General features: G+C 61.4%; 24 protein-coding genes. 15 read left to right on the top strand and 9 right to left on the bottom strand.

Features of this window, described 5'->3' with window-relative positions:
• Positions 1-55 precede the first annotated feature (55 nt).
• The 9 genes from ACW4LP_RS09550 (at position 56) to ACW4LP_RS09510 (ending at position 5,436) form a co-directional block, all read left to right on the top strand.
• The gene (locus ACW4LP_RS09550; protein WP_173114773.1) at positions 56-265 is read left to right on the top strand and encodes a DUF6440 family protein; all 210 of its coding nucleotides are present in this window, start codon (positions 56-58) and stop codon (positions 263-265) included.
• Between the two features lie 32 nt (positions 266-297).
• Positions 298-705, top strand: a complete 408-nt coding sequence (locus ACW4LP_RS09545; protein ID WP_173114775.1) for a hypothetical protein — start codon at positions 298-300, stop codon at positions 703-705.
• A gap of 230 nt (positions 706-935) precedes the next feature.
• Positions 936-1,376, top strand: a complete 441-nt coding sequence (locus ACW4LP_RS09540) for a hypothetical protein (RefSeq protein ID WP_173114778.1) — start codon at positions 936-938, stop codon at positions 1,374-1,376.
• A gap of 50 nt (positions 1,377-1,426) precedes the next feature.
• Positions 1,427-2,128 carry an alpha/beta hydrolase fold domain-containing protein gene (locus ACW4LP_RS09535; RefSeq protein WP_173114780.1) on the top strand — a complete coding sequence of 234 codons (702 nt, stop codon included), beginning with the start codon at positions 1,427-1,429 and terminating at the stop codon, positions 2,126-2,128.
• A gap of 29 nt (positions 2,129-2,157) precedes the next feature.
• Positions 2,158-2,577, top strand: coding sequence for a GIY-YIG nuclease family protein (locus tag ACW4LP_RS09530; protein WP_173114782.1), 420 nt, complete (start codon positions 2,158-2,160; stop codon positions 2,575-2,577).
• 39 nt (positions 2,578-2,616) lie between these two features.
• Positions 2,617-3,327: a metallophosphoesterase family protein gene (locus ACW4LP_RS09525; RefSeq protein WP_173114791.1), complete on the top strand. Its 711-nt coding sequence runs from the start codon at positions 2,617-2,619 to the stop codon at positions 3,325-3,327.
• Positions 3,328-3,764: 437 nt separating this feature from the next.
• Positions 3,765-4,214 carry a zinc ribbon domain-containing protein gene (locus tag ACW4LP_RS09520; RefSeq protein WP_022741359.1) on the top strand — a complete coding sequence of 150 codons (450 nt, stop codon included), beginning with the start codon at positions 3,765-3,767 and terminating at the stop codon, positions 4,212-4,214.
• Between the two features lie 96 nt (positions 4,215-4,310).
• Positions 4,311-4,787, top strand: a complete 477-nt coding sequence (locus ACW4LP_RS09515; RefSeq protein WP_455803759.1) for a GNAT family N-acetyltransferase — start codon at positions 4,311-4,313, stop codon at positions 4,785-4,787.
• A gap of 127 nt (positions 4,788-4,914) precedes the next feature.
• On the top strand, positions 4,915-5,436 hold the full coding sequence (locus tag ACW4LP_RS09510) for a hypothetical protein (protein ID WP_455803758.1): 522 nt from the start codon (positions 4,915-4,917) through the stop codon (positions 5,434-5,436).
• Between the two features lie 310 nt (positions 5,437-5,746).
• On the opposite strand, the gene ACW4LP_RS09505 is transcribed toward ACW4LP_RS09510, so the two are convergent.
• Positions 5,747-7,156 (bottom strand): MFS transporter, encoded by a 1,410-nt coding sequence (locus ACW4LP_RS09505; protein ID WP_455803757.1) that lies wholly within the window; start codon positions 7,154-7,156, stop codon positions 5,747-5,749.
• Between the two features lie 245 nt (positions 7,157-7,401).
• The gene (locus tag ACW4LP_RS09500) at positions 7,402-8,052 is read right to left on the bottom strand and encodes an HAD family hydrolase (protein ID WP_455803756.1); all 651 of its coding nucleotides are present in this window, start codon (positions 8,050-8,052) and stop codon (positions 7,402-7,404) included.
• Positions 8,053-8,224: 172 nt separating this feature from the next.
• Here ACW4LP_RS09500 and ACW4LP_RS09495 point away from each other — a divergent pair, with 172 nt between their 5' ends.
• Positions 8,225-9,052 carry a PmeII family type II restriction endonuclease gene (locus ACW4LP_RS09495; protein WP_161128109.1) on the top strand — a complete coding sequence of 276 codons (828 nt, stop codon included), beginning with the start codon at positions 8,225-8,227 and terminating at the stop codon, positions 9,050-9,052.
• Between the two features lie 52 nt (positions 9,053-9,104).
• Here the strand turns inward: ACW4LP_RS09495 and ACW4LP_RS09490 are convergent, their stop codons facing one another.
• Positions 9,105-10,469 (bottom strand): DNA cytosine methyltransferase, encoded by a 1,365-nt coding sequence (locus ACW4LP_RS09490; RefSeq protein WP_161128108.1) that lies wholly within the window; start codon positions 10,467-10,469, stop codon positions 9,105-9,107.
• Between the two features lie 203 nt (positions 10,470-10,672).
• On the opposite strand from ACW4LP_RS09490, the gene glsA reads away from it, so the two are divergent.
• Entirely contained in the window at positions 10,673-11,641 is a 969-nt protein-coding gene (gene glsA, locus ACW4LP_RS09485; RefSeq protein WP_455803755.1) for a glutaminase A, read from the top strand.
• Positions 11,642-11,704: 63 nt separating this feature from the next.
• Positions 11,705-12,457 carry an NAD-dependent protein deacylase gene (locus ACW4LP_RS09480; RefSeq protein ID WP_451917824.1) on the top strand — a complete coding sequence of 251 codons (753 nt, stop codon included), beginning with the start codon at positions 11,705-11,707 and terminating at the stop codon, positions 12,455-12,457.
• A 17-nt stretch (positions 12,458-12,474) separates the two neighbouring features.
• Here the strand turns inward: ACW4LP_RS09480 and ACW4LP_RS09475 are convergent, their stop codons facing one another.
• Entirely contained in the window at positions 12,475-13,401 is a 927-nt protein-coding gene (locus ACW4LP_RS09475; RefSeq protein ID WP_451917825.1) for a HipA domain-containing protein, read from the bottom strand.
• Positions 13,402-13,578: 177 nt separating this feature from the next.
• On the opposite strand from ACW4LP_RS09475, the gene ACW4LP_RS09470 reads away from it, so the two are divergent.
• Together ACW4LP_RS09470 and thpR are read left to right on the top strand one after the other, a co-directional pair.
• Complete coding sequence (locus ACW4LP_RS09470) at positions 13,579-14,439, top strand: DegV family protein (protein WP_455803754.1); 861 nt, start codon at positions 13,579-13,581, stop codon at positions 14,437-14,439.
• A gap of 99 nt (positions 14,440-14,538) precedes the next feature.
• A complete protein-coding gene (gene thpR / locus ACW4LP_RS09465) occupies positions 14,539-15,099 on the top strand; it encodes an RNA 2',3'-cyclic phosphodiesterase (protein ID WP_161128104.1) in 561 nt (186 codons plus the stop codon).
• 102 nt (positions 15,100-15,201) lie between these two features.
• On the opposite strand, the gene ACW4LP_RS09460 is transcribed toward thpR, so the two are convergent.
• The 4 genes from ACW4LP_RS09460 to ACW4LP_RS09445 all read right to left on the bottom strand — a co-directional run bounded on the left by ACW4LP_RS09460 (position 15,202) and on the right by ACW4LP_RS09445 (position 20,598).
• Positions 15,202-16,011, bottom strand: a complete 810-nt coding sequence (locus ACW4LP_RS09460) for a MerR family transcriptional regulator (RefSeq protein ID WP_455803753.1) — start codon at positions 16,009-16,011, stop codon at positions 15,202-15,204.
• A gap of 397 nt (positions 16,012-16,408) precedes the next feature.
• Positions 16,409-17,569: an NrfD/PsrC family molybdoenzyme membrane anchor subunit gene (nrfD, locus tag ACW4LP_RS09455; protein ID WP_114549436.1), complete on the bottom strand. Its 1,161-nt coding sequence runs from the start codon at positions 17,567-17,569 to the stop codon at positions 16,409-16,411.
• Positions 17,570-17,578: 9 nt separating this feature from the next.
• Positions 17,579-18,196 carry a 4Fe-4S dicluster domain-containing protein gene (locus ACW4LP_RS09450; RefSeq protein ID WP_114540571.1) on the bottom strand — a complete coding sequence of 206 codons (618 nt, stop codon included), beginning with the start codon at positions 18,194-18,196 and terminating at the stop codon, positions 17,579-17,581.
• A 2-nt stretch (positions 18,197-18,198) separates the two neighbouring features.
• Positions 18,199-20,598 carry a molybdopterin-dependent oxidoreductase gene (locus ACW4LP_RS09445; protein ID WP_455803752.1) on the bottom strand — a complete coding sequence of 800 codons (2,400 nt, stop codon included), beginning with the start codon at positions 20,596-20,598 and terminating at the stop codon, positions 18,199-18,201.
• 273 nt (positions 20,599-20,871) lie between these two features.
• Here ACW4LP_RS09445 and ACW4LP_RS09440 point away from each other — a divergent pair, with 273 nt between their 5' ends.
• Positions 20,872-21,468 (top strand): TetR/AcrR family transcriptional regulator, encoded by a 597-nt coding sequence (locus ACW4LP_RS09440; protein WP_173114840.1) that lies wholly within the window; start codon positions 20,872-20,874, stop codon positions 21,466-21,468.
• On the opposite strand, the gene ACW4LP_RS09435 is transcribed toward ACW4LP_RS09440, so the two are convergent.
• Positions 21,465-22,211, bottom strand: coding sequence for an SOS response-associated peptidase family protein (locus ACW4LP_RS09435; protein WP_452039442.1), 747 nt, complete (start codon positions 22,209-22,211; stop codon positions 21,465-21,467). The two genes, ACW4LP_RS09440 and ACW4LP_RS09435, sit on opposite strands and share 4 nt — an antisense overlap.
• Positions 22,212-22,457 lie beyond the last annotated feature (246 nt).

Below are 22,457 nucleotides of genomic sequence, written 5' to 3'. Positions count from 1 at the left end.
ACGAATCGGCAGAATAATGCCCGCCAACGCAAACCCGAGTGAAAGGAATACGCCCATGAAGGAAAACGGCAAGCGCTTCATTCAGACTCACGCGCAGCAGGACGGCCTCGCGAACCGCACCTACGTCCTTGTCGACCGCGAGACGGGAGTGAATTACCTTCTGGCAGGCTTTCTCGCCTCTTCCGGCGTCAACTGCACCGGCATGACCATCCTCGTCGATTCATGCGGCAACCCCATTGTTACCCCTGTCGGGAAAAACGAGTAGACGCAACCCTGACAACGAAAGGAGCAGTAAGTATGGCCCGCGAAGAGAGGGTTTGGGAATATGCGGTGGATACTGGCTTCACGCCACTGGAGGATCGGTGCATCATCGTCAAGGGCGCGGCGGGGGATCTGAGCGAGAAGATCGTCCGCTTCTTCGAGACGTGCGATGTGGCCGTCCTTCAGATGTGCGAGAACGAGCTCATCCTGCTTCCGTTCAGCCCCCTTTGGGCGACGCTGGAACGGGATGTCACGCTCGTGGTTCCCTATGAGGACATCGAATCCGTGAAACTCGTCGATGACCTGCTCAACGTGATCATCGACATCGAGACACGTGGCGGTGCCGTGCGCCTCACCACCCAGCAAAAGGAGCTGAGCGACATTCGCCTGTCCGGCATATCCAATATGCCGGTGGCTTCAAGAACTGGCACGCCGAAAACGTGAACCTCACCCTGCAAGCACTCAGCGAACTCGGCCACAAGACATCATGCGAATAGGTCTCACTCTGCTTAGGCGCCGCATGTTACTTCGCTGGCGGCAAAACCCTACACGTTCCCCGGCGATGAGGGCCTTTTCGTACCACAACGCTGGCGGATATATGAACAGACCCTCGCCCTCGGCCTGAGCGTCGACGACCCGAAAGCCTTCGCCAACTGCATTGCTAAAGCACTCACATGATTGTGATGAAGGCGGCCTCGCCTTCTGCAACACGAAAGAGGCCATCTTCAGCAGTCCGCCAAAATCGGCTTCATCCGCAATACGCTGATCAGGCATTTTCCTCGGACCTCTCAGCGCATCTTCTACCGCAAGCGGAAGCAGACGCTTATAACTCGAGATTTGCTGCAAAAACCGGGCGGTTCGTCGACTGGAAGGCCGGCAAAAGCAGACCCCCCGCCCTAGGACACATTGCATCGCCCGAATACGCGCCCAGGCTTTCTCGTCTGGGCCCTCTGCTCTTCGACGGTATACTGCGCTGGACAGAAAACCCCGGAACACCGGAGGGCGAACATGGCCACGCGGAAATTGCATACTATCGAGAAAAGGATGATTCCATCCTCGGATCGGGATATACGGATTCTCATCATGCGGCCCACGAAAAACGCGCGACCGCGTGAAAGCACTCCGGGCATCCTGTGGCTCCACGGAGGGGGGTCACCTTCACGGCATGCACCCAAAGATCCTGCTGCCCCATGCCCGCCTTCTAGTGGAAAAGTACGGCGCCGTGGTGGTGGCTCCGGAATACCGCACCGCATTCGAGAAGCCGTTTCCCGCCGACTTGGAAGACTGCTACGCCGCCCTGCTTTTCCTGAAGGTCCACGCCGACGAGCTGGGGATCAACGATGCGCAGATCATGGTGGGTGGGGAAAGCGCCGGGGGCGGCCTCACGGTGGCCACCTGCCTTTTGGCGCGAGATATCGGCGAGGTCAACATCGCCTTCCAGATGCCTCTCTACCCCATGCTGGACGACCGGGAAACCGCCTCGTCGCGAGACAACCATGCGCCGGTGTGGAACACGCGCACCAACCGGTTCGCCTGGAAGTACTATCTCCGCGGTTTGGGCGGCGTAACGCCCCCGTGCTACGCCGCCCCCGCCCGCGAGGCCAATTATGCGGGCCTGCCCCCTGCCTACGCCTATGTCGGCACTGAAGAGCCGTTCTATTGCGAGACGCTTGAGTACGTCGCGAACCTCAAACGCGCAGGCACAGAGGCTTCCGTAGACGTATACCCCCACTGGTTCCATGCCTACGACATGCTGCTCCCCTTCGCGAAGAAGTCGAAGGAAGCCGTGCGGCATTTCGAAGAGCACTACCTCTACGCCACCGAGCACTATTTCGCCCCGCAAAGAATCCCTCCCTCTCTCGACTAAAATAGACCCTCAACCGAAAGGACCCAACTATGGATACTGATAAGAAGAAGGAGTTGCGCGCCGCCTACAAGGAACGCCCACGGGAAGCGGGCGTCGTCTTCGTCACGTGCGGCGCGACCGGCGAGATGTTCCTCGCGGACGTCGTAGACTCTCCGGCGGCGTTCAACCGAATGCGCTTCCAGCTGTCGTCGGGGCTTTACCCGGACAAGCGGCTGCAAGCCCTCTGGGATCAGCGCGGCGAAGACGCCTTCGAGTTCGGCGTGCTGCAGCGTCTCGACCCCAGCGACGCGGATACGGACATCGCCGAGGAGCTTGAAAACGCTCCTCGACCTCTGTCTGGCCGAGCACCCGGAAGCCACCAAGCCGAAAGCCGCCCACGGCGCCCGGCGCCGGTAGGCTGCTTTGGATTCTGGGACGGATTACGAAAGCACAAACTAACTGCCTTTTGAGTCGCTATCGCCAGATACCTGGTGGTAGAATGCGCGGACATGGTTTACATCACAGGTGACATACACGGCGATCCGCGCGATTTGCTTCGCTTTAGCGAGGCCCATTCACTCACGGCCGACGACACCATCATCATCCTCGGCGACACGGGCTTCAACTTCTACCTGCACGGGCGCGACCGCAAGGCGAAGAAGCTGGCGGCGCGCATTCCCGCTACGCTGCTATGCATCCACGGCAACCACGAGGCTCGGCCGCAGTCGCTTCCCGAGCTCTACCATGAAGAGCAGCGCTTCGGTGGCGCCGTCATGACGGAAGACGCCTTCCCAAACATCCTCTTCGCAGTGGATGGCGAGATCTACGACATCGAAGGGTTCTCCACCATCGCTATCGGAGGAGCCTACAGCATCGACGCCCAATGGCGACGCGAGAACGGCATTCCGTGGTTTCCCGACGAGCAACCAAGCGCGCAAACCAAGCAGCGCGCCGAGCGGGTCCTCTCCGAGCGCAGCTGGAAGGTGGATGTGGTGCTCTCCCACACGTGCCCGGCGAAGTACACGCCCACCGAAACCTACTTCCCCGGAATCGACCAGAGTAAAGTGGACAAGTCCACCGAGAACTGGCTGGACACCATCGAGGATCGGCTGACCTATCAGCGCTGGTACTGCGGCCACTGGCACATCAACAAGCACATCGACCGCATCGACTTCCTGTTCGGCGACGTAGAAGAGTTCGCCGCCGGACTTAAGCACTAGTCGTCTGCGACGAGCATCACCAGACGCCCCTCCGCGCACGCGTCGGTTGGCGAAGAGGCACTTTTCTGCAGCAAATCGCGAGTTATAAGCCCCTAGCTCTCCCGTTCGAGCCATTGACTTTGAAGAGCTGCGAAGAAACGCCTGGTTGCAGCCTCGCCTTTTCCGAAAGGTTTGCCAAGCTTGTCCTTCAGGCACCCCCGAGACGCTTATAACTCGAGATCTCATGCAAAAATCGGGGTGTTCGCCGACCGAGCACTCGTCCGGCGAGAGCCCGCGCTCATTGCAGAGCAGTCATGAGCGCCCGCACGCAACAAAACGTTGCTTGAAAGGGAAAGCACGACCAAGCAAAATGGGCTCATGCAAAAAATGAGCGCAACCGCTCGGACGCCCTGCGGAACGCGGGCAACCACCCGGGGGCCCTGCAAGAAAGGACGAACATGGCGTTCAAGGAAACCCTTGCCGCGGCGCGGGAGCAGCGCGGCATGACCCAACAAGATCTGGCCGAGAAGCTTTACGTTACGCGCCAGGCGGTGTCGCGCTGGGAAAACGGCGAGACCGAGCCGTCCGTGGACATGCGCAAGCTCATCGCGGCTGTGCTTGACGTGCCGGTCATCCAGCTCTTCGACATCGACGTGAGCCAGCTGTGCCAATGCTGTGGCACCCCCTTCACCGTTCCCAACATGCCCCACGGTACCGAGGCCGACGGCACGGAGAACATGGCCTACTGCAAGTGGTGCTATGACGGCGGCCAATTCGCCTACCAGAGCGAAGACGAACTCATCGAGAAGACGGCACCCTTCCTCATGGAGGCCACCGGCATGTCGCAAGAAGAGGCCGTCTCGTTCATGGGCGTCCTCGTCCCTCACCTGCAGCACTGGCAGAAGTAGCGCACGGGGGAGGGCTAGTTCGCCGTCGCGCCATCAGCCCCTGTCGCACGGTATGCTATAGTCCCCACAGTTTCGCAAGTGAATGGAAGGGGCGCTATGGCATTCCGCATCGAAGACATTGAGCTTGGCGACGACACGAGCCTGCTAGCCGAGCTGGTCGCCTGCTGGCGGGCCTCCGTTGAAGCAACGCACACGTTTCTCACGCCGGACGATATCGAGCGCATCGCAGGGTATGTGCCGGGTGCAATTGCGTCCGTCGCGCACCTCACCGTTTGCAGGAATGAAAGCGACCAGGTCGCAGGCTTTATCGGTGTCGATGGCGCTATGGTCGAGATGCTGTTCATCCACCCGTCCCTTCGCGGCTGCGGGCTGGGCCCACTCCTGCTCGACCATGCCATAAGCGAGCACGGCGTCACCCTCGTGGATGTGAACGAGCAGAACGAGCAAGCCGTCGGCTTCTATGAGCACTGCGGCTTCGAGGTGTTCGACCGCTCGGCAACCGACGCCATGGGCGACCCCTTCCCCATCCTACACATGCACTTGCCGCGACAGCACGAAATCGCTACGGATTGACGCTGGGCCGCAGTCTCCTTCGTCGCTGTGCTATGTTTCTGCCGGATGACCGCGGAAAGGCGGCAAAGACATGATACAAGAGACGGCGCAAAGCGCACTGGGGCAACTTCAAGGAGGCCACGGGCTCATGGCCCTATGCGCGTTGCTCTACCTGGCCTGGTGGGTCGTGTTCTTCCGCCCTGATGCCGGGAAGGTGCAGGGGCCGTTGTACTGGATCGGCGCCGGATGTCTCGTTGTGGCCGCCATCGCAGGCGTTGCCGGCGCGGTCTTCATCGCTCTGGGCGCAAGCGGTCTCGCAGCCGGAACAGGACCGAACGGCTGGTGGTTCGCGCTGGGCGCCATCGCCGCCTACATACTTTTGGCCTGGGCAACCGCGCATTTCTGGAATCGCCCCATCACCACCGAGCTGCTGCTATTCGTGGCATGGGGCGCCCTGGAGCTATACGCCGCCTGTGCCCTGGAAGCGGGCGGTACCCTTGGCCTTACCGCCACATGGTGTCTCGTTGCGATCATCTTCTGCGTGTTCGCCCTGTCACTTACCTGCTACGTTCTGTATTACCGCCTGGCCGCCACGCCGTCCTTCGTCGCCGGAGCACTCCCCTTAAGCGCCGTCGGCATTTTCTCGGCCATACTGCCCCTGTTGCTGTAAAGCAACCCAGCAGGGAATAGCCCTTCGGCGACCTTCCGTCGACGAACCCCCGATTTTTGCATGAGATCGCCAGTTATGAGCGTCTCGGGGGCGCTCCCGACGAAAGCCCTGCGAACCTCTCGATAGAGGCAAGATTGTGACCAGGCATTTCTTCAGATTCTTTCGAAGTCGCCGACTCAACCGCACCCCCAAGACGCTTATAACTCGCGATTTGCTGCAAAATGGAGTACCTTGACTGACTGGCGCGAACAGCCAGCGGCGCTAACGCGCAGGATTAGCGATTACCGCTCGTGGCATGAGCGCCTGTGCCCTATTTCCCGCGGGTCAGCTTGACCACATGGCGTGCATAAACCACCGATAAGATGGCCGCTACCACTACAAAGGCGACCGCCAGGTACACGGTGATCGAGAAACCTGCGCTATAGGCCTGCGCTTTCGCCATGCCATCGGCCATCAGGCGGTGAACCTGCCCCGACATGAGACCGACGAAGAGCGCCGACGAAATAGATCCCGCGATCTGCACCAAAGTGGAATGGATCGACGAGCCGCTCGCGGACAGCTCAGGGTCGAGCACTTCCAGATCGACGCTCTTAATCGCAGGATACTCAGTGCCGATCCCCGCGCACGCAAGCGCCATGCAGCCCACGATGGCCAGCGCAAGATCGAACCGCGTGAACACCGCAAGCGCCACGAACCCGACAAGGCACACGCCGAATCCGACGGGCACAAGCGGCCACACCCCCGCCTTCCCGAGCGTCCGGCCGCTGACAAAGCACAGACCCGCATAGCACAGCGTCGCCGGAGCCAGCAAGCAACCAGCAATGAACGGCGTGAAACCCGCCACCCCTTCCAAATAAAGCGGAATGAGCAGACTGAGGTAAATTGAGCTCATATAGCTGAGAACGATGAGGGTCTCCCCCAGAGCATAAGTCTTGTTGCGAAGCGGACGCATGTCCAAAAGCGGATGGGCGAGGCGTCCTTGACGGTGGATGAACCACGCACACACGGCAATTCCCGCGATCATGAGCGCCGCCATCGGCAGCGGGTTGCGCGTAACCTCGTTTAAACCGATCATGAAGGCGGAAAGCCCCACGGCAATGAGCACGACGCTCAGTCCGTCGACGGGCAGCTTCTGACGCGGCATAATATCGACGATCGTGCGACGCGCAATGAAAAAGAGGACGAATGCCGCCACTGTGGGAATGGCGAACAGCACCCGCAGCCCCCAATAGGTAATGACAAGGCCCGCAACGATGGGAGCCACCGCAAGCCCTATTCCGATAATACCGCTATTGACGGCAAGCAGACGACCAGCCCCATTTTTAGGTGAAAGATTGAGCAGGGCCTCGTTCACGACGGGGAAATAGAGGCCCGTGGCAACGGCCTGAATGAGTCGCGCCGCCACCAAGGAGGGAAAATTCCAGGCAACCACGCCAAGCATGGAGCCGACGAACGACACGATCAGCCCGAAGAGCATGACCTTCCTCAAACCGAAGCGGTGGAGCGAGAGGGCTGCAAGCACAATGACAATACCCGCCACGATGGAATAGCCGAGCACCAGCAGGTTCGCCTCGGACAGACTCACGTGGTACTCTGCCGAAACATAGTCGAGCGCGACGTTCATGAGCGACTGCATCAAAGAGGCAAGCAGGTTGCACGCGAACAGCACCACGATCATCGCCTGGCGGTGTTTTGCGGTCTGCTTGTTTTGAACAGCCATATCAGCAACTCCATTCTTTGTTGCGGCCGGCTAAAGCCAGGCGCCTTCACACGCGGCGCCCCGGCAGTCGACGCACCTTCACCGCCGGCGACTACGTTCGAGTTCGCCGCAGCATGCTTTGTCGCAGATGCTTCCGCGCCAACGCGCCGAAAGCACGTTGCGCTTTGTACCAAGAAGTCATAGTACGAGAGAGCGTTCGCGCAACTTGCCGAGAGTGCGATATGGTTGTGCAGCTGTAAGCTGGCCTAGATGCCCAGCCGATCCGCGAGCTCTGTTAGCGAATCGCACATGAGCGTGGGACGTTCGGCCGCCAGGACCTCGCATGGGAACATGCCCCAGAGAGCGGCGGCGGTAGCGCAGCCAGCAGCGTTGCCAGCTTGGATGTCGAAGGGACTGTCGCCCACGTAAAGACTGCATTCTGGCGCCACGCCCAAAAGCTCGCAGCCTCGCAGAATGGGGCCGGGAGCTGGCTTATGCTCGGGCCAATCGTCATGGCCGATGAGGAATTGGAAGTGGTCTGCGATACCGCTCATTTCGAGCCCGCGCTGGGCCATGGCATGGCGCTTCGAGGTGACCACGCCCATCGGGATACCCGCCGCCTGAAATCGCTCGAGCGCCGCCTTCGTGTCGCCGAAGGCGCGAATGCGCGCATCGTGGACGCCGTCGTTGTGATCGCGATAGACCTGCGTGATCTCGGTAGCGCGAGCCGCGTCGCCGCCCGTGAAATGCAGCATCTGATCGTAGAGCGGCGTGCCAACTCCTGCCATTAGCTCGTCGTCATCAAGCGAGCAACCCAACACGTCGTTCACGGCATAGCGCATCGAAGTGAGAATGATGTCGTAGGTGTCGATCAGCGTGCCATCCGCATCGAACAGCACACCTTGAATGTCGTTCATGGTCATGGAAGCCTTTCAGAAAGGTTGGAAAACAGGCTATCGCCATTGTAGAGCAAGCGAACCGCACAACCCTTCAGCAAAGCCAGACTCGCAAACAAGCTCGCTTCTGAAATGGCCCCAAGCATGCAATATAATGGCATTCGCAATCAAACGCCGAGAAAGGCATCTCCCTATGGACACCCCTTCGCACCCATCCATCACCCTCTCTTCGGAGCAGCGCGTCGAGAACGGCGTTATCTACACTGACGACGTAGCCCGGCAGCGCGCCATTGCCTACGACATGCTGCGGGAGTTCTCCGCCAAGAGAGCGGCCTACTATCGCGACAGCTCTAAGATCAACCTCAAAAAACTGCTTGGCAAAGATGTCATCATGTTCGCCGCCCGCGGGGTTGCCACCGCTGAAGAGTTCGTACTCGAGGCATTCCGGGCCTGCGAAAGCTCCAGCGAGGAAACGGTCATGGGCAACCTGTGGCAGGCACTGATTGCGGCAATCTCCTCCGACACCCTCGATACCGGGGACATGATGACGGTACGCGACGGAGCCCTTTACGTATGCGAGCTCAAATCGCAGGTCAACACCACCAATTCGGCGTCGTTCCCCCAGGAGCTCCGCGAATTGAAAGATAAGTGCGAGACGCAGAGGCGATTCAAGCGCGCCAGCAACCAACAAGTGCTGCCAGCGTTCTGCGTGCTGCGCCACAACAAGGCTATCGACGAGATACGCACGTACCAACCCGACGAGCGCGATCAGGCCAATCGGGACATCGCCGGATTTCAGTACCGGTACCTAACGGGTGCGGCTTTTTGGCAGTGGCTTACCGGTTTCGACTCCGTCGAGGGTCTTATCGACGACGTTTCCCGCATCGAGATCGGCGACGTCCGCCAAGCGCGTCAAGAATGCATCGACCGGCTGCAGGAAGAGATGCGCCAGGCCCTTGAGGAGAACTCCCTTGGCAACACTATGAACGACGTCCAACTGCTCAAGCAGCGGCTTTGCTAGTTCGAGAGCCGCGTCATATCCCTCCAGAGAACAGGCGCAGCCATGTCGGAAATCATCGTGCGACAGGCGCCTGCCACGTTTCGTCGTTGGTCAATCGATAGCGGGAATGGCGAAAATCGGCGAATCGCTCGTCAGGTTCGTCCCCGTTCATGTCCCCGATAATCGCCCGCCCAATGGCCTCGCCGAGCGCTACCGGCACCGCATTGCCGATTTGCTTGTACATATCCGCAACATTCCCGCAGATACGCCAATCGTCGGGAAAGCCCTGAACGCGCTTGTACTCCTCCACCGAAAGCGGGCGATCTTCCGTAGGATGGCACAGATCCGTCGCCGGCATCGTCGGAGAGGTGACCAGCGTCGGAGACGGGCGATCGAATCGTATGCGCCGATAGAATCCCGTCTTGCCACCCGACAGCTCAAAGGCCTTCCCCATGGCATCGCGCTGCACAGCCACGGGCAGATCTTTCCAATACTCCCCCTCTTTGAGCATTCTAAAATACTTGAGGCGCTTCTCGGGGAAATCGGTATGCTGCATGGGACGCGCCTTCAAATCCCCCACGGCCTCGCCGAACGTTTTCCACGGCGGAAGTCCGTGCTGCCCATCGCACTCGTGAGTGGGCGTCAAATAAGGGGCTTTGCTTTCTCCCCGCTTTCCGATAAGCACAACGCGTTCCCGAATCTGAGGCGCACCAAAATTCGCAGCGTTATACAAATTGAAGCTCACGGAATACCCCGCCTCCTCCAATTTGCGAAGAATCACATGCAGCGCGCCCCCTTTGACCGGCTGCCCGTGTCGCTCAACAGCATAGGGAGCCGAAAGAAGCCCGCGTACATTTTCTATTACCAGGTACGTAGGTTTTATTTCTGAAGCCAGTTCAAGGTACTTCAGGAACACATTGCCCCGCGCGTCGTCAAACGCACGTCGCGCGCCAGCCGTGCTAAAAGCCTGACAAGGAGGGCCGCCGAACATGACATCGACCTTCGCATCCGATTCCAAACCGGCCATCCGAAGGATCTCCGTGGCCGAATACTGGTTGATGTCGCCGATCAAGGCGCCTTGCGGTCGCATTGCCTGAATGGTCATCCTGCATTTGCGATCGTTTTCGCAATAGAGAAGCGGCTCAATGCCCGCAGCTTCCATGCCCAGGTCAAGGCCGAGCGCCCCCGAAAAGAAGCTGAGCGCCACTATTCCCGGCTTTTCGCTCATCAAGCACCCATGATCCTTAGGCTCTGGGACGAGATTGTTGTCCCGCATGTAGTCCCGCAGCGCTTCTTCGCGAAGGACCCATTTGTTGCCGACTTTTTGGGCTGGCAGTTTTTCCTCTCGGATGAGCCGCGTCACCGTCTGCTTGGTAACGCCGATTGAATCCGCTGCGTCATCTACCGAAAGAAGACTTTCCTGCTTCTCCGAAACCATCTATATCCACGTTCTTTCTATTTGGAAAATTTTTCAGACCATATTATCACAGAGCGGCTTTAGCGCAGTCGTGGAGGCGACAGCCGGATGAAAGAACTCGCTCTACTCCCACAGTTTGCCAACGACCGCCGTCAGAATGCGGCGGCCCCGTAGGCGGCGGCGTACCATGGGGAAAACTCTCACCACGAAGCGAGGAGCGCGCCATGATCACCCGTCTCACCTTCGATCAGATCAGCACTGCAGTACACGACGCCTACGAAGCCTGCAAGGACATCAAGGGCGGCCAGAACGCCCACTACATTCCCTATCTCGCCAACGTGAATTCCGACCTGTTCGGCATCAGTCTGTGCCTGCCGGACGGCCGGCTCATCTCTGTGGGCGACACCGACTACCGCTTCGGCATCGAGTCGGTCTCGAAGGTGCACACGGCTATTCTGGCACTGGAACAGCACGGCGCGCAGGCGATCCTCGACGACATCGGCGCTGACGCCACAGGGCTGCCGTTCAACTCCATCTTCGCCATCCTGCTGGAAAACGACCGGCCCTCCACGCCGCTCGTGAACGCCGGCGCCATCGCGGCCTGTTCGCTCGTCAAGCCCCACGGCGATGCCGATGGGAAATGGAAGGCCATCTTCGACAACATGACCGCGCTTCTGGGAAGCGAGCCGGTGCTCATCGACGAGTTGTACCATTCTGAATCCGCCACGAACTTCGACAACCGCTCCATCACCTGGCTGCTGCAAGAATACGGCCGCATCTACGACGATCCCGAGATGTCGCTTGATTTGTACACGCGCCAATGCTCGCTGGGCGTGACGGCCGAGCAGCTGGCCATCTCGGCGGCCACCATCGCCGACGACGGCGTGAATCCCCTCACGAAGCAGCGCGCGTTCGGCGCGGAGCTCACTTCCAAGGTGGTCGCGCTCATGAGCGCCGTCGGCTTCTACGAGCACTCGGGCGACTGGCTGTATGCCACGGGACTGCCCGCGAAGACCGGCGTGGGCGGCGCCGTCATCGGCGTCATGCCCGGACTGTTCGGCGTGTGCGCCTTCGCGCCGCCGCTCGATGACGCGGGCAATTCCGTGAAGGCCCAGGCGGCGCTCAAGCACCTGATGAAGAGCCTGAATCTGAACGTCTTCTCCAACACCCACTTCGATCTCGTCGAGGCCTAGGGTCGGGTACAATTCCTGGAAAGCCCCAAGGCCCCAAGCGATTGGATGCGGAAAGGACGTACCATGATCTGCGACCAAACCGAGCACGACATTGAGCAGCTGCGCCAGTGGATTGACGAGTGCGCGCCGGGCCGTATGGTGTTCTTCGGGGGTGCCGGCGTGTCCACGGAAAGCGGCATCCCCGATTTCCGCAGCGCCGACGGGCTCTACGCCCAGCGCTACCCCTACCCGCCTGAAACCATGGTATCCCGCAGCTTCTTCGACGCCCATCCGCGTGAGTTCTTCGACTTCTACTGCGACCGCATGCTGGCCCTGGACGCCGAGCCCAACGCCGCCCATCGCAAGCTGGCCGAGCTGGAACGGGAAGGAACGCTTTCAGCCGTCGTAACCCAGAACATCGACGGGCTGCACCAGAAAGCCGGCAGCCGAAACGTGCTGGAGCTGCACGGCAGCGTGTGGCGCAACTTCTGCATGGACTGCGGCGCGCCCTACACCGTGGAGGAGCTGACGGCCCTGCGCAAGCAGAGCCCCGACGGTGTGCCGCGCTGCCCGAGGTGCGGCACCATCGTGAAGCCGGACGTGGTGCTATACGAGGAGCCGCTGGACGACGCCACCGTGACCGCGGCCGTGCGCGCCATCGCCAGTGCCGACCTGCTGGTAATCGCCGGCACGAGCCTGGCGGTGTACCCGGCTGCGGGCCTCATCGACTACTTCAGCGGCGATCATTTGGCCATCATCAACCGCACCCCCACTCCGCGCGACACCCACGCCGACCTCTGCATCGCCGCCAACGTCGGCAAGGTACTGGGATACTAGAAACCCAGGATCTGCTCCTAGAGAAGCGGCAAAATGCCCTCTTCGAGACGTTTTCTCAGGAGGCGCTTGTGCTCCGCGCGCATCGGTTTCGACAGAAGAACGATGCCGTAGGCCTCTTCAGGCACGCTGTCGATGAGCGCGTCGATGGCCTCCATGTCCACTGCCGCCGCAAAGCGCTTGATGGCGGCCGTCAGGTCGGAGTTGGTCGTTTTCGCCATGTACTCGAAAGGATGAATCGCGACGCTGCCGCCTTCGCCATCCGGCAGCCGATAGCACGAGACGTTCGTTCCGAAGGCGTCCTCGCGCTCGGCCTCTTCGTAGCCCAGGCGATGCGCCGCCACACTCGGACTGCGCTTGCTGAAGAGAGAACTGCCCATGTCGTAGACCGGCGCCAGCTCGTAGGTCATCGGCGCCGTCATGAGAACGCCCCAATTCCCGTTGTTGCGATCGGGGTTCTTGATGAAGGCGTCCGCCACGAACATGTCCCAAAACCGCTCACGTACGCCCGGCACCCTGCGCAGTAAATCGGACGTTTCGATGGCGGCGAGCACGTCGCCGAGCAAAATGACCTCCCCGTCCGATGGCGCAGAACTGAAGCCAGCATCGTCATCGGAAAGCGCGTTCTTGATCTCCTTGAACTCGAAGAGCCGTGCGTTCGGGAAGGTGAAATCGCGACAGGCGCAGACAATCTTCCCGGCGCGGTACCCCAGCATCGTCTCGTGCACGGGGATGCCCAAAAGCTCGTAGATATGCGAACCAAGATATTCGGACACAGGGCTCGAGGTATACGACGGCAGATGCTTGCCCGCTAAATCGCGCGTCGTACGCGGGTACTTGGCAATCCAGGGCTCCCCATCAATGAGAATGCCCTCCTTCTGCCCCGCGCGCCCTCCGTAGAAAAGGCCGCTCGGAGCGCAATCGCGCAGATCAGCGATCTCCACCATGAAACGACCTCCTTCAATTCGCGCAAAACAGTTCAGCCATTTTAGCACGAGCGCAATAACGCCTGCATAGGCTCGCCTCGCTTACAAGAAAAGCCAGAGACGCGTTTAGGACATCCACTGTCCACAATAGCGATACAATGCATTTCAACTTTTCAACCTCCTTTGAAGGAAGCGACCATGCCTAACGTCGTCATCAGCGCGGACAGCACGTGCGACCTCTCGCCGGAACAGCGGGAGCACTACCAGGTTCGCAGCTTTCCGTTTCACATCGAATTCCGTGGGCGCGACCACTTGGACAACATCGACATCACGCCCCAGGTGCTCTTCGACGGCTTCTACGAGGACAAGTCGCTGCCCCAAACGGGCGCCTGCTCGCCGGAGGCCTATCGGCAGCACTTCGCCGAGCTGACAGCCGACGGCTCGAAGGTCGTCCACTTCAACCTGGGCAGCGCTCTTTTCTCCGCCTACGAAAACGCAAGCGCAGCGGCGGCCGACATGGAAGGCGTCTACGTCATCGACGGCAAGAGTCTCTCGACCGGCATCGGCCTACAGGTGCTCGCAGCGTGCCGCATGCGCGATGCGGGCATGAGCGCCGCCGACATCGCCCGCGAGGCCTCCGAGCTGCACAACCGATCCCATGCGTCGTTTGTACTGGACACCATGGAGTTCCTTGCCGCCGGCGGCCGTTGCCCCACGCTGGTGGCCTACCTGGGCGGCAAGCTCAGCTGCCGGCCGGGCATCCTCGTGGACAACCAGAGCGGCGCCATGAAAGTGGGCAAGCTCTACCGCGGCAAGCAGGAAAAGGTGCTTGAGCGCTACGTAAGCGACACGCTGGCGCGCTACCCCGACATCGTGAAGGACGAGATCTTCATCACTCATTCCGGCGTGAGCGACGAGGTTGCCGCCGCCGTGCGGAAGCTGCTGGAAGAGCGCGGGTTCCGTACCATCTACACCACCACGGCCAGCTGCACCATTTCGAGTCACTGCGGACCGGGCACCCTCGGCATCCTGTTCATGACCGAAACGCCGAGCGCTTAGAAAGTACGGGACGAGAGGGGGAGCGAAGCGGAGCAGCTCGCCCGTCATCCTGCCACACCGCCACACCAGCGCACCAGCATCGAGAAACGGAGGATCGCCATGCGCGCATTCATCGCCCTGGAACTACCCGCCGACTTCGCGGATGACACGGCGGCTGCAGCGCGCCGACTAAGCGCGTCTTTGGAGGGACGTTTTCTCGACCGCAGCACCTACCATCTGACGCTGGCCTTCCTCGGCGACATCGATGATGCCGAAGCAAGTCGGGCCATGGACGCCCTCGATGTGGCTTGCGCTGGCTCGGCTCCTGTTTCGCTTGCGCCCGACGGCCTGGGAAAGTTCGGGCGTCCGACCGACGCGACCCTTTGGCTCGGCATCGCATCCGACCCGGCCCTTCAGGCCCTGGCCGAACGCGTTCGCGAAGAACTCACCGCCCGCGACGTTCCCTTCGACCCGAAGCCTTTCCGCCCTCACATCACCTTGGGGCGCCGGGTGCGCATTCCGAAAAAGCCCCTACCGCCACTGGCCTTCCCGCTGCCGGCGCACGCCCGCACCGTCACACTGTTCAAGAGCACGCTTTCCCGCGACGGCGCCGAATACAAGCCGCTCTACACAGTGGAGCTGGGGGAGCCGGCAGAGATGCCGACGTCAACCCCTAATTAGCTGAAAGGCCCCGGGCGCACATGGCTACCCGGGACCGACGCCATCGTACCTTGCGGCAAGCTCACCAGGGAACCCCAGGCAAACCGCGCATCGCTCAAAAGGTTATTGCTCGGCGCACCAAGCCGCAAGTGCGTCGCGCAGGAAGGCCGTCGCGCCTTCGCCTGCCGAGCCGTCGTAGTAGGCCGTGAAACGCGGATCGGCCACGTAGCCCTCGGCCAGGGCGGCATGGGCCGCTGGAGAATAGGTCCCCTCGCCCCAGTGCATTTGCAGCCAGCGAGCGTGCATGGCGCACAACTTCCGAGCCGCCTCTCCCGTCGGGTCGCCCGTCTCCTTCGCTGCAGCCAGCTGGTCGAGGATAGCAGCTTCCAACGCCTTGGCATCGTTCCATTCCTCCTGGGACATGCCGGCCATGCGCTCGTTGGCCGCGTCCATGGCCGCATCTCCGTGACGTCGGCGTACCTCGGCGCCGTAGTGCTCTTCGTTCTCGGCAATGGCCCGGGCCTTCATGCCTTCGAATCGTTCCTTATCGGTCATAGTGCATCTTCCTTCCAGGGACGCGATGGTCTTCTCCACCGTTCCCATCAGAGTTTCCAATTCTTTTTGCCGCGCGCGCAACGTGGCAAGGTGGTCGGTGAGCACCGCACGGAAGTCGAAACGGTCATCAGCGAAGGCGTCGCGAATGGCGCCGAGAGAGAGCCCACAGGACCGCAGCAGCAGAATCTGCTGCAGCCGCTCCACATCCGCCGCACCGTAACGGCGATAGCCGCTGGCCGTGCGCTCGGGATGCAGCAGCCCCTCGTCCTCGTAATGGTGCAGCGCCCGCACGGTCACGCCGGCCAGCTTCGCCAGCGAACCCACGGTATACGAGGTCTCTTCCGCTTGCGTCCTTCGCTTCTTTTGCACACGTGGCATTTTGGCCGCTCCCACCTCCGCCCCCCCCTTTCGTCTTCCTTCGCTTCCAGCGCTTCCGTTTCCAGCGCCTTCGCTTTCGGCGCCTTCGCTCCCAGCGTTTTTGCTCCCAGCGCCTTCGCTTCCGCTTCTTCGCGAGATCGCTCATCTCGCCTTGCCAAGACCAGCATAAACCCTCACGTTCCGTAAGGGTCAAGGGCTTTCAGAAGATTTTGTAGCCGCAAATCAACGGTTTTTACGGAACAACCGTGATTTTGAGGCTAAAAAAGACCCATCTTCTCGCAAACGGGCAAAAAGATAGCCCCGAATCGACGGTTCTTCCGTAAAAACCGTCGATTCGGGGCTTAAAATTTCCCAGCGCTCCTCTTGCGCCACAGCTCAACGCTACTTCGGCGCAGCGCTACTTCTTCAGCAGCTTCTGACAGAGCACGGTGAAGGCGCAGATGCCCAAAGCGAAGATACCCACGGTGAGCACGATCTCGGGAACCGTCGGCGCGTAGGTGCCCATCAGCGTCCACATGTCGGCAGCGCCGCCCGCTTGCGCGGCCGTGGTGCCCAAGGTGATGCCGTTGCCGCCCACGATGTTGGGCACGGCGAAGCCGGTGAACATGAGCCAGCAGCGCTTGCAGAACACGCCGGCCACCACCAGCGCGGAAGCCACACCGACCACCTTCATGTTGCGGCGGTTCTTCGCGAACACCAGCAGGCAGAAGGGAATGATCAAGCCGCAGATCACCTCGAACCAGAAGAACGGGGCCGTGCCGCCGAACAGCAGGGTGTTGATCACGGCCATGCCGCCCTCGGTGCCGTTGTAGGCCGTCGTCAGGATCTCGCAGCCGATGAAGTAGGCATCCACGGCGATGCAGGTGCACAAGAGCCCGGCCAAGCTCGTGAGGAGCTCGTCGGTCGTCTCGAACACGCCACGAGCACGCAGGCCGAGCAGGGCCAGCACCAGAAGCGCCAGGCCGGAATCGAGTGCGGAGGCCACGAAGATCGGCGCCAAGATGGCGGTGTGCCACGCCTCGCGGGCCACTTCCAAGCCGAAGATCCACGCCGTCACGGAGTGCACGAGGATGGCCACCGGCAGAGCGAAGCGCGACACCACGGCCACCTTCGCCGGATCGGCCTTGCGCGAGCACATGAAATACAGGTACACCAGATTGATGACCAGGTAGCAGGTGATGACGATCATGTCCCAGGCCAGAGGCGACAGGAAGTTCAGCCCCGTGAACATGCGCCAGATGCGCTGGATGCCGCCGAGGTCCACCAGCACGCAGATGCCGGCGCAGCAGATGCACACGAGCGACAGGATGACAGCGGGCAGCGCCACGGCCTTGTACTTCTTAATGCCGAAGATAGAGGCCGACGAGGCCACGATGAGGCCGCCGGCCGACAGGCCCACGAAGAACATGAAGCAGGTAAGGTACAGCCCCCAGCTGGTGGAGTTGTTCATGCCCGTGATGCCGAGGCCGAACAGAAGCTGGTACACGTACACGCCGATACCCACAAGGGCGATGGCGCCCGAACCCACCACGAGCGGGTTTTTCATCACAGAAGTCATAGCACCCTCCTAGCGAACGTAAAAGACCTGCGGGCGCGTGCCCTTATCTTCCAACAACACCTCAGCGCCCTGATCACGGCGCAAGCGCGACACGGCGGAATCCGGGTCGTCCAGGTCGCCGAAGATGCGGGCATCGGCCGGGCAGCAGCGCACGCACATAGGCTCGTCGCCCTCGTCGGTACGCTCCTTGCACAAGGTACACTTCTCCATCACGCCGCGGGCGCGCTCGGGCACGCGGGCATCTCCGTAGGAGGCACCGGTGGCGCGCACCGGATCGTTCCAGTTGAACGTGCGGGCGTTATAGGGGCAGGCGGCCATGCACATACGGCAGCCGATGCACTTGTCGTAGTCGATTTCCACGCGGCCCTTGTCGTCTTTATAAGTGGCGCCCGTGGGGCACACACGCTCGCACGCCGGGTTCTCGCAATGCTGGCACGCCAGCGGCAGATAGGTGCGCGAAAGGTTCGGATACGTGCCCTCGGCGCTATCGAAGCGCTCGCACCCCTCGGTGAGCACGCGGTTCCACAGCATGCCATCGGGCACGTTGTTCTGCATCTTGCAGGCCAGCGCGCAGGTGTTGCAGCCGATGCAGCGATGCAAATCAATGCCAATAGCGAGCTTCGTCATGGCTATTCACCAACCTTCTTGATCTCGATGAGCGTGTCGTTGTAGGGGATCATGGGACCGAACGGCAGGGCATAGCCGCGCGGATTCAACGTGTCGTTGGAAACGCTCTGCATGATGGTGCCGTCCAGGTACTGGCGGTAGGTGCTCTCCACCATAAAGGCACTCTCCGGCCGCACGGCCTCGTTCACGCGCAACACCGTGCGGAAAGAGCCGCGGTCGTTGAAGACCTCTACCGCATCGCCGTCTTCCAAGCCGCGGGCGGCAGCATCCGCGGGATTCAGCTCGATGCAGGGCTCGGCCACTTCCTGAATCCACTTCGCACCAGAGTAGGCCGAGTGCACGCGGAAGCGAGAGCGCGCCTGGTTGAACTGCAGCGGGTACTTCTCGCGCAGCGGGTTCTCCGGATAGGCCTCGCAAGGCGCCTCCCAAGCGGGGAAGGCCTGGCCGAACTCCAGCAGCGCCTCGTAATAGGGCTCCTGGCGACCCGAAGCCGTGCCGTAGGTGAAGCCCACCTCCGGGGCGATGAGATCCTCCGAGCCGATGAGGCGCAGCGCGCCGCCGGCTTCCTGCAGTTTCTCCAAGGTGAAGCCAGCCATCTGCGGATCATCGGTGGTCAGAAGCGCCCGGGCGTACTCCTCGCCATCGGCCGGGAACAGGTCGCCCAGCCCCATGGCCTCGGCGATGCCCTTCTCGATGTAGAAGTCCGACTTGCTTTCGAACAGCGGATCGAGCACCTTCAAATTGGCCAAGATGTGGGCATTGGCACACTTGATGCCGCCCACGGAATCGGCGCATTCGAACTTGCTGCACACGGGCAGCACCAAATCGACGAAGTCGGTCACCGAGCTGTGGTAGATGTCGGCCAGGCACACAAAATCCAGCGAGTCGAGCCACTCCAGCGTCTTGTTCCAGTTCGCGGCCTTCTGGGTGGGGATATCGCCGAAGAACATCGCGCCGTGGATAGCGTCGCCCTTCACCACGTCGTAGAAGCCCTGGGGGCTCGGCGCCGGCGCCATGCCCTCGGGCAGCGGCCATGCGCCAAGCGCCGCCTCGTAGGGAGTCACGTGGTAGCCGTAGATGCCGCAACCAGTGCCGCGCTTGCCATAGTTGCCCGTCAGCGAAGCGATGAGCGCGTAGCAGTGACCGGCCACGTCGTTGTTGCCGAACTTGTCGATGCCGCCCACGCCGTTGTCTATGATGGAGGGGCCGGCCGCATACTGCTCGGCCACATCGGCCACCATCTCGGCGGGAATGTCGCAGGTCTCAGCGGTCCATTCCAGGGTATAGGGCTCCATGTCCTTGCGAAGGCGCGTGAACTGGGTCACGTAGCGCTTGCCGTTTACGGTGAACTCGCCTTCCAGCGCCGGGACCGCGCCCGGGGTGTCCTGGGGCACCGCCGCATTCGTGGCCTCGTCCCACATATAGAAGGTCTTCAGCTCCACCGGCTCGCCGGTTTCCGGATCCGTATCCGCCGTCACGTCGGCCAAACAAGCGCCCGTCTCGGCGTCGATCAAAAACGGCAGCGCGGTGTGGGCCAGCACATGCTCGCGATCGAACAACTCCTCGTCCAGGATGTACTTCGTCATGCCAAGGAAGAACGCCGGGTCGGTGCCGGCACGCAGGTTCACCCACTGATCGGCCTTGCCCGCCGTGGGGCTGAAGCGCGGGTCGAGGCAGATGAACTTCGTGCCCGCTTCCTGGGCGTCAAGCATGCCGCGCGACCAGGTGAGACTCGTTTCCACCAGATTGGTGTTGGCTAAAATGACCACGTTGGCCTCGGGCCACTCCCACATAGTATTCTGCGCGAACATGCCGATCCAGGGCGAGAACGCCATGATCTGGCCATTGCCCTGACCCATGTCGTAACCGTTCAAGCCACCGGCCTGAGCGCCGAGCACGCTGGCCAAAAGTGGTGGGAAGCGCTGGGAGGCCTCCGTGGAGAACTGGATCCACAGCGCCTCCTTGCCATACTTGTCCTGAATGGCCTTGAAGTTCTCGGCGATCATCTGGAAGGCCTCGTCCCAGCTGATGGCCTCGAACTCGCCGCTTCCGCGCTCGCCCACGCGCTTCATGGGACGCTGGATGCGGGCGTCGCCGTAGATGTTCTGCACTTCGGAGATGCCCTTCAGGCACACGTTCTGGAAGCGCTTGTCCTCGTTCTCGCGCGGCTGGATCATTGCCAAACGTCCGTCGCGCACCGTGCACTGCAGCATGCAGTTGCACAGGCAGTGCTCGTTGTGGTACGTAAAGCCCAGCGTTTCACTGGCCACGGGCTCGGCCTGAGCCGCGCTGGCAGCGATGCCCGTCAGGCTCGCCCCCGCAAAGCCAGCCGCTCCCGTGGCCGCAGCGGCCTTCAGAAAGCCGCGACGGCTGAGCACGGCGCCCCTCGGTTTCTGCTCCATACTATCCTCCTGCTCTCTCGTGCGCAATCGGCGTCCTCGGCCGGCGCCGCATAGTCGCCCGCCTGCAGCCGATGCCCTCGATTCCGTTCCGACCCCTCGTCGGAATCGGTTTCTGGGTGCAGTCTACGAAGCGTCAACAGGAAAAGCACTGCCCACTCCCCCGACCCCGTGGCTTAAGCCCCACTTTCCGGAAAGTGGGCATTAACGTAGGCCTCCGAGCAAGCGCAAAACCGCTAAGATGCTAACCAGCCAATGAAACGACGAGGAGGGACGATGGCGGACAAGAAGAGCGATCTGCGCGTCGTGCGCACGCGCAATGCCCTGCGCGCGGCCTTCGAGGAGCTTATCGCCGAGACGACCCTCGACAAGATCACCGTGAAAGCCCTCACCGACCGGGCCGGCATCAACCGCAAAACCTTCTACTTGCACTACGAGACCATCGAGGCCTTCTACGACGAAATTATGAACGGCATCATGGACGAGTTCTTCGAGTACTACGAGAAAACGCCGGACGACCCTTGGGATATGGACGGTCACGCCCGACGTTTCTTTCGCTATCTGGCCGCCCAGCCTCCCATGATTGAGCAGCTGGTGTGCTCGCCGAGCTTCTACGATTTCGGAGAGCGCATCTATGCCACCCAAATGAACCGTTACCGGGCCTTTGCCGACGAGCTGTTCTGGCGCGAGGGGATCACGTCCGAGAGCGAAGAACTGATATGCGCGCTTATTCGCAACATGGCCCTGGAATGCTACCGCCAATGGGTGCGCGCGGGAAAGGTCGTTCCCATGGAAGAGGCGGCCCAGATTCTCGGCTCCATGACGTTGCACAGCGTCGAGCACCTCATGAGCCCCCGGCCCGAGAGCGATTAGAACAGCGACATTTGGTCGGAGTCGGCGGGACGGTTGGTCGGAGCGGGCTCCTCCTGCGATTCCAGGGGCACGGGCGCGTGACGGGCGAGCAGGTCGCGGGCGTCGGTGGAGCTATCCAGCCACGCCAAGGCTTCCGGCGCCGTCAGCGAGAGGGGCATGCGGCTGTGAACGCGCCCCACCACGGCGTCGGGCTCGCAGGTGACCAGCACGAAGCGGTCGCCCAAACGCAGTCCCGCCAACAGAAGTGCCGTACCGCCCGCACTCGCGAACCGATACTGGGGCTTGCGACCGCCTGTTCCGCCATCGACATTCCGCGTCTCGTAAAAGGCGCGCACGGGCACAATGCAGCGGCCGTTCTCGACCGCCTCACTCCACAGACCCGACCCCGACAGCGCCGATTCGATGCGCGCGTTGAACACGAGCCCGCGCTTCCAGGAAACATCGACGCCCCACAAAAGGTCGACCCTCGTCAGATCGCCACCGCGATCACCGACGAAGGAGGCTCCCTCGCCGTCGGAAACCCAATCCCCTTCGGCCCGTTCGCCTTCCATCACAATAACCGAGCTTTCCGCGCCGGGATAGCAATCGAGGGCATCGAAGGGCACATCCACCGGGCGCCCGAACGCTGGGGGCACCGCCATCGCCGCCCCCGCGCCGCTCGCCAGCGCCCGCCGCACAGCCCGCAGCCAACCGAGCACCGCGTCGGCCTCTTCCCCGCTCACCATCTCAAACCGATGACACACAACGGCCCCCTTCGGATTCGCGCCCGCACGCTTTCTCGCCCCAAACTCGCAGCTGAATAAGACCTATCCGGAAGATACTGTTTTGCAATATGCGTGAGCTTGATCTGCAAAACCCGCACTGTAGCGAAATCTATTGAATATAGACAGGTGAGTAGTAACCCTCTCCGGTACCAACAATCAGCAGAATCTGGTACCGCCAGTCAGCGGGCTTGGTACCCTGGGTAAGATAAATTGGTACCGCCGCCC

It is taken from the genome of Adlercreutzia sp. CNCM I-6215 (assembly GCF_977072315.1).
This window is presented reverse-complemented; position numbering and strand designations above follow the sequence as displayed.

Excerpts from the sequence above, each read along its gene's own strand:
- ACW4LP_RS09550 (WP_173114773.1), top strand. The coding sequence starts at position 56 with ATGAAGGAAAACGGCAAGCGCTTCATTCAGACTCACGCGCAGCAGGAC.
- ACW4LP_RS09545 (WP_173114775.1), top strand. The coding sequence starts at position 298 with ATGGCCCGCGAAGAGAGGGTTTGGGAATATGCGGTGGATACTGGCTTC.
- ACW4LP_RS09540 (WP_173114778.1), top strand. The coding sequence starts at position 936 with ATGATTGTGATGAAGGCGGCCTCGCCTTCTGCAACACGAAAGAGGCCA.
- ACW4LP_RS09535 (WP_173114780.1), top strand. The coding sequence starts at position 1,427 with ATGCACCCAAAGATCCTGCTGCCCCATGCCCGCCTTCTAGTGGAAAAG.
- ACW4LP_RS09530 (WP_173114782.1), top strand. The coding sequence starts at position 2,158 with ATGGATACTGATAAGAAGAAGGAGTTGCGCGCCGCCTACAAGGAACGC.
- ACW4LP_RS09525 (WP_173114791.1), top strand. The coding sequence starts at position 2,617 with ATGGTTTACATCACAGGTGACATACACGGCGATCCGCGCGATTTGCTT.
- ACW4LP_RS09520 (WP_022741359.1), top strand. The coding sequence starts at position 3,765 with ATGGCGTTCAAGGAAACCCTTGCCGCGGCGCGGGAGCAGCGCGGCATG.
- ACW4LP_RS09515 (WP_455803759.1), top strand. The coding sequence starts at position 4,311 with ATGGCATTCCGCATCGAAGACATTGAGCTTGGCGACGACACGAGCCTG.
- ACW4LP_RS09510 (WP_455803758.1), top strand. The coding sequence starts at position 4,915 with ATGGCCCTATGCGCGTTGCTCTACCTGGCCTGGTGGGTCGTGTTCTTC.
- ACW4LP_RS09505 (WP_455803757.1), bottom strand. The coding sequence starts at position 7,156 with ATGGCTGTTCAAAACAAGCAGACCGCAAAACACCGCCAGGCGATGATC.
- ACW4LP_RS09500 (WP_455803756.1), bottom strand. The coding sequence starts at position 8,052 with ATGAACGACATTCAAGGTGTGCTGTTCGATGCGGATGGCACGCTGATC.
- ACW4LP_RS09495 (WP_161128109.1), top strand. The coding sequence starts at position 8,225 with ATGGACACCCCTTCGCACCCATCCATCACCCTCTCTTCGGAGCAGCGC.
- ACW4LP_RS09490 (WP_161128108.1), bottom strand. The coding sequence starts at position 10,469 with ATGGTTTCGGAGAAGCAGGAAAGTCTTCTTTCGGTAGATGACGCAGCG.
- glsA (WP_455803755.1), top strand. The coding sequence starts at position 10,673 with ATGATCACCCGTCTCACCTTCGATCAGATCAGCACTGCAGTACACGAC.
- ACW4LP_RS09480 (WP_451917824.1), top strand. The coding sequence starts at position 11,705 with ATGATCTGCGACCAAACCGAGCACGACATTGAGCAGCTGCGCCAGTGG.
- ACW4LP_RS09475 (WP_451917825.1), bottom strand. The coding sequence starts at position 13,401 with ATGGTGGAGATCGCTGATCTGCGCGATTGCGCTCCGAGCGGCCTTTTC.
- ACW4LP_RS09470 (WP_455803754.1), top strand. The coding sequence starts at position 13,579 with ATGCCTAACGTCGTCATCAGCGCGGACAGCACGTGCGACCTCTCGCCG.
- thpR (WP_161128104.1), top strand. The coding sequence starts at position 14,539 with ATGCGCGCATTCATCGCCCTGGAACTACCCGCCGACTTCGCGGATGAC.
- ACW4LP_RS09460 (WP_455803753.1), bottom strand. The coding sequence starts at position 16,011 with ATGCCACGTGTGCAAAAGAAGCGAAGGACGCAAGCGGAAGAGACCTCG.
- nrfD (WP_114549436.1), bottom strand. The coding sequence starts at position 17,569 with ATGACTTCTGTGATGAAAAACCCGCTCGTGGTGGGTTCGGGCGCCATC.
- ACW4LP_RS09450 (WP_114540571.1), bottom strand. The coding sequence starts at position 18,196 with ATGACGAAGCTCGCTATTGGCATTGATTTGCATCGCTGCATCGGCTGC.
- ACW4LP_RS09445 (WP_455803752.1), bottom strand. The coding sequence starts at position 20,598 with ATGGAGCAGAAACCGAGGGGCGCCGTGCTCAGCCGTCGCGGCTTTCTG.
- ACW4LP_RS09440 (WP_173114840.1), top strand. The coding sequence starts at position 20,872 with ATGGCGGACAAGAAGAGCGATCTGCGCGTCGTGCGCACGCGCAATGCC.